This window comes from Elusimicrobiota bacterium, assembly GCA_026388155.1.
Classification (GTDB): Bacteria; Elusimicrobiota; Elusimicrobia; order Elusimicrobiales; family UBA9959; genus UBA9634.
In genome coordinates, this window is sequence record JAPLKI010000014.1 from 86,025 (window position 1) to 95,741 (window position 9,717).

At 53.1% G+C, this 9,717-nt stretch carries 8 protein-coding genes and 1 tRNA gene; all 9 read left to right on the forward strand.

Features of this window, described 5'->3' with window-relative positions; genetic code table 11:
• The first annotated feature begins 79 nt into the window (after positions 1–79).
• The 9 genes from NTX59_05945 (at position 80) to NTX59_05985 (ending at position 9,641) form a co-directional block, all read left to right on the forward strand.
• Positions 80–1,204 carry a heparan-alpha-glucosaminide N-acetyltransferase domain-containing protein gene (locus NTX59_05945; GenBank protein ID MCX5785211.1) on the forward strand — a complete coding sequence of 375 codons (1,125 nt, stop codon included), beginning with the start codon at positions 80–82 and terminating at the stop codon, positions 1,202–1,204.
• A gap of 50 nt (positions 1,205–1,254) precedes the next feature.
• Positions 1,255–2,247 (forward strand): response regulator, encoded by a 993-nt coding sequence (locus NTX59_05950; GenBank protein ID MCX5785212.1) that lies wholly within the window; start codon positions 1,255–1,257, stop codon positions 2,245–2,247.
• Positions 2,248–2,296: 49 nt separating this feature from the next.
• Positions 2,297–3,766 carry an MFS transporter gene (locus NTX59_05955; protein ID MCX5785213.1) on the forward strand — a complete coding sequence of 490 codons (1,470 nt, stop codon included), beginning with the start codon at positions 2,297–2,299 and terminating at the stop codon, positions 3,764–3,766.
• A gap of 131 nt (positions 3,767–3,897) precedes the next feature.
• Entirely contained in the window at positions 3,898–5,478 is a 1,581-nt protein-coding gene (locus tag NTX59_05960) for an AMP-binding protein (protein ID MCX5785214.1), read from the forward strand.
• Positions 5,475–6,971 carry an HD domain-containing protein gene (locus NTX59_05965; protein ID MCX5785215.1) on the forward strand — a complete coding sequence of 499 codons (1,497 nt, stop codon included), beginning with the start codon at positions 5,475–5,477 and terminating at the stop codon, positions 6,969–6,971. The genes NTX59_05960 and NTX59_05965 overlap by 4 nt, the downstream gene beginning before the upstream one ends.
• 249 nt (positions 6,972–7,220) lie before the next feature.
• The gene (locus NTX59_05970) at positions 7,221–7,859 is read left to right on the forward strand and encodes a hypothetical protein (protein MCX5785216.1); all 639 of its coding nucleotides are present in this window, start codon (positions 7,221–7,223) and stop codon (positions 7,857–7,859) included.
• Between the two features lie 122 nt (positions 7,860–7,981).
• Complete coding sequence (gene folE / locus NTX59_05975; GenBank protein ID MCX5785217.1) at positions 7,982–8,533, forward strand: GTP cyclohydrolase I FolE; 552 nt, start codon at positions 7,982–7,984, stop codon at positions 8,531–8,533.
• Positions 8,534–8,866: 333 nt separating this feature from the next.
• A tRNA-Gly gene (locus NTX59_05980) sits at positions 8,867–8,940 on the forward strand.
• Between the two features lie 170 nt (positions 8,941–9,110).
• Positions 9,111–9,641: a hypothetical protein gene (locus tag NTX59_05985; GenBank protein ID MCX5785218.1), complete on the forward strand. Its 531-nt coding sequence runs from the start codon at positions 9,111–9,113 to the stop codon at positions 9,639–9,641.
• Positions 9,642–9,717 lie beyond the last annotated feature (76 nt).

A 9,717-nucleotide genomic window follows, 5' to 3' on the forward strand; every position in this document is an offset into this window, starting at 1 on the left:
AATCCTGCAATTAAAGCCGTCCGCTTAAAGCGGATATCCACAGCGATCGTCGGAAGAATTTACATAAACGGAGCATAAAATGGAAAACATTACGACCGCGCCGCAAAAATCCCGCCTGCTTTCGCTGGACGCGTTCCGCGGCATTACCATAGCCGCCATGATAATCGTCAACACTCCGGGCAACCAGGAAGCCTATAAACAACTGGACCACGCCGAATGGAACGGCTGCACCATGACGGACCTGGTGTTCCCGTTCTTCCTTTTTATAGTGGGCGTCTCGCTTGTGTTCTCCCTTTCAAAACGCCTGGAGCGCGACGGCGGCAAGGGCCTGGCTCCGCAGATATTCAAGCGCACGCTCATTATTTACGCGCTCGGCATGGTCTTGAACGCCATACCCAATTATCACCCCTCCACCATAAGGATACTCGGAGTTCTGCAGAGGATCGCGCTCTGCTACTGCGCGGCTTCGTTCATCTTCATAAAAACCACCCTGCGCGCACAGATAGCCATAGCTGCCTGCGCGCTAGTCGGCTACTGGCTCGTAATGACACAGATCCCAGTGCCCGGCTACGGAGCCGGAATACTCACAAAAGAAGGGAGTCTCGCCTCCTGGCTGGACCGCTTGGTACTGGGTGCCCACACCTACCGTCAGGGCGTCTATGACCCGGAAGGGATACTCAGCACCATCCCGGCTTTAGTCACCACAATGTTCGGGATCTTTACCGGCCTTTGGCTCAGGTCGGCAAGGACCGCCGGGAAAAAAACGCGCGGACTTATGCGCGCCGGCGCTCTAATGTTCATTACAGGGTGGCTGTGGAGCCTGAGCTTTCCGCTCAACAAAGCGCTTTGGACAAGTTCGTATGTGCTTTATACGGGCGGGCTGGCCCTGTGGCTGCTTGCGCTTTGTTACTGGCTCATAGAGATCAGGGACATAAAAGCCTGGTCAAAACCGTTCGAGATATTCGGCATAAACGCGATAGCGGCATATATGCTGCCTATATTCCTGCTTAAATTCCTGGTGCTCTACAAACTGAACGTGCCGGGCGGGGAGCCGGTTCAGCTCAGGATATTTATCTGCGACCATATCTTCGGAACCTGGCTTTCGCCCTTAAACGCCTCGGCCGCGTTCGCTTTCTCGTACATGGCGCTCTGGCTGGGTTTCTTCTGGCTGCTTTACAGGCGCAACATCTTTATAAAAATATAGTTCCGTTCGGAAAAGTTCAACGCAGTCAATTTGCTAAAATCATTTTACCCATGCAAAGAGCCTACCGCATACTCGTCGTGGACGATGAGGACTACAACCTGGACCTTATTGAAACCCTGCTTTCCCCTGAAGGTTATGAGGTAACCACGGCGCTTAACGGAAAATCGGCCATCGATATACTGGCAAAAAAAAACTTCGACCTTATCCTGCTTGATATTAATATGCCGGTGATGAACGGCTACGAGGTATGCAGGAAAGTAAAACAGGATCCGGAAACCCGGCACATACCGGTTATTATGCTGACCTCGATAGACTCGCGCGAGAGCAGATTGAAAGGGATGGAAGCGGGCGCCGAGGAATTCCTGCGCAAACCGGCGGACCAGGCGGAGCTGCTGCTGAGGATCACCAACATACTGCGCGCCACGGAATACGAGGACGCCTTCAATTACGTGATAATGGCGCTGGCCCGCGCGGCCGAGGCGAACGACCTTGACACCGGCAACCATATTTTACGCGTCGGGGAATTTTCGGCCCACATAGCCAGAGAGCTCGGGCAGACGGATAAGTTCGTTGAAGATATACGCCTTCAGGCTACCCTGCACGATGTGGGCAAGGTGCATATTCCAAGCCACATACTTAAAAAACCGGGCCGCCTTAACGACGCGGAAATGGAGGAAATGAAGAAACACACCACTTTCGGCGCCATGATAATAGGCGACCACCCGCACCTGGCTTTCGGCAAGCGCATCGCGCTCAATCATCACGAAAAATACGACGGAACAGGCTACCCGGCCGGGCTCAAAGGCGCGGAGATACCGCTTGAAGCGAGGATCGTAACGCTCGCCGACTGCTATGACGCCCTGCGCAATTCCCGCGTTTACAAACCCTGCTACGACCATCCGGGTGCGTGCAGAATAATAACCGGGGGCGACGACAGAATACAGCCCTCCAATTTTGACCCGGCGGTGCTTGAGATTTTTAAAAAAACGGCCCCGCGCTTTGAAGAGCTTTACAACATAATGATGGATTCAGTGAGCGGCTGATTTTCCGTTAAAACCAGGACGCGAAAACAAAACGGACAATGGAGATCCGATGACTGAGGCAAAAAGCGAGTCGTTTATCGGGAAGTTCATGGTTCTGAAAGGCGCGGTGCGCGAACTGTGGCTGATCTTCGCCACGAAGATAATGACGATCCTGGCCTACAGCGTGGTGAACTCCACGCTGGTGCTGTGGCTCTCTTCCGACCTCGGCTTCGGCGACAAATCGGCCGGCTTCGTGGTAGCCGCCTGGTCCACCGCGCTGACCATCTTCACCGTGATGGTGGGCTCGCTGGTGGACGCGGTGGGCATACGCAAGTCTCTGCTGACCGGCTTCGGGCTGGCCGCGGCCGCCCGCCTGGTGATGGCGGTAGCCGCCGTAAGGTGGATAGCCCTGCCGTTCGGCCTGTTCCCGCTGGCGCTGGGCGAGGCGCTGCAGACGCCGGTCATGGTGGCCGCCGTCAAGCGCTTCACCACCACGAAGCAGCGCTCTATAGCTTTCTCGGTCTACTACGCCATGATGAACGTGGGCTTCGCCGTGGCCGGCTGGACCTTCGACAACGTGCGCCACGGCCTGGGCGAGTACGGCCACTACAGCATACCGCTGCTGGGCCTGCACATAAGCACCTACCAGACCATCATCCTGCTGGGCGCGCTGTTCACGCTGCCCAACCTGGTGCTCACCTACTTCGCGCTGCGCGGCGGCGTGGAAGCCACCGACGAGGGCGTGGTGATAAGGCCGGAAACGCCGAAATACCCGGAAAAATCTTTCCTCGAAGCGTTCCTGCTGGCGTGCCGCGACGCGCTCAAGGACTGGTTCAGGATCTTCTCCAACCTCTGGACGCAGCCCACGTTCTACCGTTTCCTGGCTTTCTTCGGGCTTGTGGTCTTCGTCAAGCTCATCCTTTACCAGATGTATTATACTTTCCCGAAGTACGCCATACGCGAACTGGGCGCGGGCGCGCCGTTCGGCCAGCTGTTCGGCACGCTGAACGCGGTAATAGTGGTGATACTGGCCCCGGTGATAGGCGCGCTGACGCAGCGCTTTACCGCCTACAAAGTAGTGGTGATAGGAACTTTCATCACGGCCCTTTCCGTCTTCCTGATGGTGGTGCCGCCGATGCACTACCAGTTCCTGGCCGGCGGGCCGTTCGGGCACGCCATAGCCTGGTGGCTGAACCTCACCGGCCCGGTGCACCCGCTCTACGTGGCCATCGTGCTGTTCACCTTCATCTACTCCATCGGCGAATCCTTCTACTCGCCCCGCCTCTACGAGTACCCGGCGGCCATAGCCCCCAAGGGACAGGAGGGCTCGTACCTGGCCCTCTCTATGCTGCCGTACTTCGTGGCCAAGTTCTTCGTGGGCTCCATGTCCGGCTTCCTGCTGGACGCCTTCTGCCCGGAGACCGGCCCGCGCCATTCGCAGATGATCTGGATCATCGTGGGCGGCATGGCGCTGATAGCGCCGGTGGGACTGATCGTGTTCCGCAGCTACATCCAGGTGCACGAGTCCGGACGGGAATAATGATGAAGCAGCAGCAATTATTGGCCATAAGCCATAGGCGTATAAGGAACTCCTTTAAAAGCGTATGGCCTATAGCGTAAAGCTTATGGCAGCCTTTCTGCATACGGCTTAAAGCTTATGGCGGTTTTACCATGAACCAGGCTAAAGACCTTTATTCAATGCTCTCGCGCTCGGCCTCCAAAAAACCGGACGCTACCGCTTTTGTGACCGGTGACGCGCGGCTTTCATACCAGGAACTCCTGCATGCCGTGGACAGGGCGGCCGACATGTTCTGGCAGCTTGGGATACGTCAAAATGACCGCGTGGCCATAGTGCTCCGGAATTCCCCGGAATTTGTAATTTCCTACTTCGCGCTCGGGAAACTGCGCGCCGTGAGCGTGCCGCTGAATTTCATGGTCTCAAAAGAAGATGAGGTAAAATACGTCCTTGAAAATTCAAACGCCAAAGGCGTGGTGACGGAAAATGAATTTTTAAAGACCTACGCCAATGTAAAAACCCGGCTGCCGGGCCTTAAATTCATAATTTCCGCGGACCGCCCGGACCAAAAAGACGCGGTGGAATTCTGGCCATACCTTAAACACGCGCATTACCACCCGCAGAAGCAGAACCCCTGCGCCGAAGGCGGAGATGTGGTTTCCATACTATACACCTCCGGCACCACCGGCCACCCGAAAGGCGTGCTTCTTACCCATACGAACATTATCTCGAACGCCAGGGCGGCCATAGACGCTTTCAAACCCCTGCCCAAAGATATTTTTATGTGCCTTTTGCCGATGTTCCACACCTTCGCCTGGACCACCAATGTTATACTGCCCCTGATGCTGGGCACGAAAACGCTGATAATAAAAAACATCACTCCGCCTAAACCCTGGCTGCAGGCCATGGGCAGGGAAGGAGTGACCATAATGGTTTCCGTGCCGCAAATTTACAGCGTGCTCGCCAGGGAAGCCAGGGGTTTCAAGAAGGTCTTCCTGAAATACTGGAGCCTCCGTAAAGTGCGCTTCTGCCTTTCCGGCGCGGCCCCTTTGAGCCTTGCGATAAAGAACTCCTTTGAGAAGATCTTCAACATACCCCTTTTGGAGGGATACGGCCTCACCGAAACCAGCCCCGTGGTATGCGTGAACCTGCCGCACGCGCGCAAACACGGCTCGGTGGGAAAACCGCTGCCGGGCGTGAAAGTGAAAATAGTGGACGAGGCCGGGCGGGAACTCAAAGATGGGGAAGAAGGCGAAATCCTGGTGCAGGGCCCTAATATAACAAGCGGCTACCATGATAACGCTGAAGCCACCAAAGATCTTTTCAACGCGGACGGCTGGCTGAAAACCGGCGATATCGGCGTGCTTGACAACGAGGGCTTTCTGTTTATCCGCGACCGCAAGAAAGATATGGTGATAATAAAGGGTCTTAAAGTGTTTCCGGCGCAGATTGAACAGATAATAAACCACCACCCTAAAATACAGGAATCGGCCGTTATAGGGCTGCGGCTTGCGGACGGCAACGAAACCATGAAATGCTTTGTGGTGCCGAAGCAGGGAATAACCATAGACAAACACGAGGTGATGGCCCACATAAGAGCCACCATGGATCCCTACAAGCGCCCGAAAGAAGTTGAAATAGTCTCCGCCCTGCCTAAAAACACCCTCCAGAAAGTGCTGAAGCGCGAGCTTATAAAAAGGGAACTCGAAAAAAGAATGAAGATAAAAATAGCATGAAGCGGCTGTCCGGAATTATACTTGACGTCTTTGGAGAAGCGTACCTGGTCGGCGGCGCGCTCAGGGACGCCGTACTTAAAAAAAGTTTCAAAGATATAGACCTTGCCGTCCCTCCCGGGCCGCACTTCAGGTCAAAAACGCTGAAACTCGCCCGCAAACTGAACGCGGCCTGCTTTCCGCTGGACGAGGAGAATCTTGTTTACCGGCTTAAAACAAGAAAAACGCCTTTCCTGCAGCTTGACATAGCGCCTTTTCAGGGACGGGACCTTGACGCCGACCTTGGAAGACGGGATTTTACCGTAAACGCCATGGCTCTGCCGCTTGAGCGCGCTTTGCAATTCGCCCTGGATAAAAGATCCGGCGCCCTGCGCCTGCCGCGCATCGACAGAAAAAAAATAATCGACCCCCTTGGCGGACTTGGCGACGCCTCAAAAAAAGAACTGAAGGCGGCGGGCCCCGGAGCTTTCAAAGAGGACCCTTTAAGGACGCTCAGGGCCTTCCGTCTGGCGGCCGCTCTGGGCTTTAAAATAACCCCCTCTACCTTCCATGAATTAAAACGACGGGCCCGCCTGATAAACAAATCGGCGCCGGAGCGGGTGCACGATGAATTATTGCTGTTGCTTGAAAATGAGCGCTCCAGTTACTGGCTGGACCTCATGCACAAGGCCGGCCTTTTAACCGCCATCTTTCCGGATCTGGCTCCCCAGGAAACCTGCGCTGAAATTTATTACGGCCGAGGCGGGGTGCTTAAGCACACCCTGCGGGTGGTGGAAAGGATGGATTATCTTTTTGCGCACCTGCCGGCGGCCGTTCCAGAATACAAAAAAATAGAGGAATTTTTCAGAAAGCCGGCCGTAATGAAGCTTGCCGCCCTCCTCCATGATATAGCAAAGCCCCCGAAGGCGGCTGTTTTCAAAGGGCGGCTGAGATTTTTCGGGCACGAGGAGCACGGCGCGCTCATGTGCGAGCGGCTGATGGCGGACCTGCGCTTTTCACGCGAAGACACACGTTTGGTATCCAATATAGTGGGGCGCCACCTGCGGCCCGGCAACCTGGCCTCGAACGCCATAATTTCAGACAGGGCCATTTTCAGGTTTTTCAGGATGATGGGGGAATATACCGTGCCCCTGCTCGCTCTTTCCTGGGCCGACCACGCAAGTTACATCACGCAGCCGACGCTCGTTAAAGTTATGGGCAAAATAAAAGAAAACCCTTTGCCGATCCCAAGCGGCGGCCTGCCCTATAACGGCCTGAAAAAAACCCTGCGTTTCCTGCAGGTGCTGAACCTGCTTTTCAAGGTTTATGTCAAAAAGAACATCAAACTGCGCACGGCCCGGCTGATAGACGGACACGATGTGATACGGGTGCTGAAAATAAAGGAAGGCCCGCGGGTGGGGGAAATACTTGAAAAAACGCAGCTCCTGCAGTTTGAAGGCAAAATAAAAAACCGCCACCAGGCCCTGCGCGCGCTCAGGAAAATGCCAGGAGCATAAGCAGCAGTAACCGGTATCCGGTATTCAGTATCCGGTAAAAGCGCAAATAATAAAACCACCGGCCTTGCCCATAATCCTCAGGAAACCTTTCCCATATGTTTTTCTACTAACACCGGTTACTGGTTACCGGTCACTGGTTACTGCTTTTTCCTATGGGTCTTAAGACCCAAAATGTTATGGGCCATTTGTTGCCGCAAGCTTGCACTCATGACCCGTGTTATAAAAGGCTTATAAAGCTATACTATAAACATGAAGCTGAATTCCGTGGCAGCCGCGGCAATAATGACGGTTTTAGGAGTATCTCTTGCTTTCGGCTCGGTCATCCCTAAAAAACCTGTTCAAACCGCTGACAAGACGGCTGTCGTCCCCGCGCAGGAGGAGAAAGTAAAGCAGCTTAAAGATATACTTTTCAAACTGGTGCGCCAGGATGAATACCTGGATGAAGTCATTGAAACCCTGGACACCGCAAACGCCAAACTTACGGCGCAGGATATTTCCGCTTTAAGCCTGAGCCTGAAAATGATACGAGGCAATCTCGACAATGTGGCGGCCCTGAATAAAACCCAGTTCGCCGGGATCCAGCCGGGATTAAATCTTTCCACCTATACCAGAACCATCCTGAGCTACAGCGCCAAGATGAATAAGAAAGCGTCCAGGGTCGGGCTGCTGTCGGCCGCCCTTGCCGCTAAAAACAAAAAAACAGTAATGCGCGATGCCGTTTCTTCAAGTATCACAAAAAAGGGCGGAAAAATCCGCGGTAAAAATATCACGCAGCTGCTGGAAGAACAGCAGGCGATAAAACAACTTTCAGCCGACATTAAAAACCTGAAGTCCTCCTCAGCCAGATTAACGGCCACAAGCAAGTGGCTCTATATCGTCTCAAAATAAGCTTTTTTACCGTAACGCGCGTGTAAAAGCGGCCGCCATTACGCGGCCGCTTTTCCGTATTTTACGCTTTACATTTTGAATTTTGCATTTTTTCAACCCTTTCATATAGTAAAATTATATTCATGGAAGATAAACTTGAAATGTCTGTCCGGGAAATTTTAAAACAGCTTGGGGAAAACCCTTCAAGGGAAGGACTTAAAAAAACGCCTTCAAGGATGGCCAGGGCTTTACGCGAAATAACCTCCGGCTATTCAACCGACATAAACAAGGTCTTGAACGGGGCCTTCTTCAAAGCCGATTACCGTGAAATGGTGATAGTAAAAGACATCACTTTCTACTCCCTTTGTGAACATCATATGCTGCCTTTTTTCGGCAAAGTCCATTTAGCCTACATACCTGACGGGCGAATAATCGGCCTGTCAAAAATACCGCGCCTGGTGGAAGCTTTTTCAAGACGCCTGCAGGTGCAGGAACGCCTGACCATACAGATAGCCGACACTCTGCAAAAAAAGCTGAAACCCAAGGGCGTTGGCATAGTGATAGAGGCCCAGCACCTGTGCATGACCATGCGCGGGATTAAAAATGCCTCTTCCAGCGCGGTTACCAGTTCCATGCTTGGAGTGTTCCAGACAGACAACCGTGTGCGCGAGGAATTTCTGAAGTTGATCAAGTGATCAAAATCAATTGAAAAGGCATTGGGTATTAAGTAGAATTAACAAAAGTGTATGCGAGGGCAGGCAAAGCTGCTATTTCAATTGTTGGGTTTAATAAGCGCGGAAACCTTTTATAATATAATCCACTAGCAGGGATGTTATATAAGCCCGTGCGATTACCTTCGTTAGTGAATACGGGTACATTTTAAGAGGGGTTCAGTGAGCGGGCCGCCAAGGGCGGCAAAGCGAACGACGAAGGGGAGCTTAGCTCCCCTCGTTGAGCACCGGCCGTCACCGCTTAAAGGCCGGTTGCTAATCAACCCTGAGCGTGAGTATGCGAAGGGTGCGACAAGTGCGGGCGTAGTTCAATGGTAGAACGAGAGCTTCCCAAGCTTTAGACGTGGGTCCGATTCCCATCGCCCGCTCCAGTTTTAGGTCACAGGATGCCGGTCTCAAGTCACAGGCCGCAGGCTAAGGAGGATAAGGGAAAGGCTGAAAGTACAGATCGCTGCAACAAAGGTAACGCGTTTAAATATTATTTTCTCCGCTATCAGCCATTCGCCGCTTTTATATTATGATCAAATTTACGACTAAAACCATGACTAAATCTAAAACTTTCTGGGCCGCCGCCGCGTTTCTCAGCTTCTGCGCCGCTGTTTTTTGCGGTTATATCATTTATAACCGTCTCCTGCTGCATTTTTCCAAGGACACGCTTGAGATAAGGCCGGTCCCCATGCCAGTATCCGAATCCGCGGCCAGCGCAGCGCTCCAGGCAAAGCCTCAGGCCGCGGCTAAAGAAAAATTCCCAGCGTCAAAACCCGAAGAAAAAACCAAACCTCCGGCGGCGGAAAAGCCCAAAACTCCTGCGGCAAAAGAAGAGCCGCAAAAAGTGAAAGCGGTGAGGATGAACTTTGAATATAAACACGCCTCCGCCAAATCCGTTTCCATTTCCGGCAGTTTCACACGCTGGAAAGAAGTGAAGATGGCCAAAAAGAACGGCGTATGGAAAGCGGAGGTTTATATCCTGCCCGGCAATTACCTGTACCACTTTACCGTGGACGGTAAAAAGACGCTTGACGCCGGCAAACCGAAAGCGGCGGTGGGGGAATCGATAGTTGAAGTAAAGTAAGCCCCGCGCTTTTTCCGGAATCCGTCCGAAGTTGCGGGTAAAAGGCCGGAACGCGGGAAAGTTTTAAATAGATTTA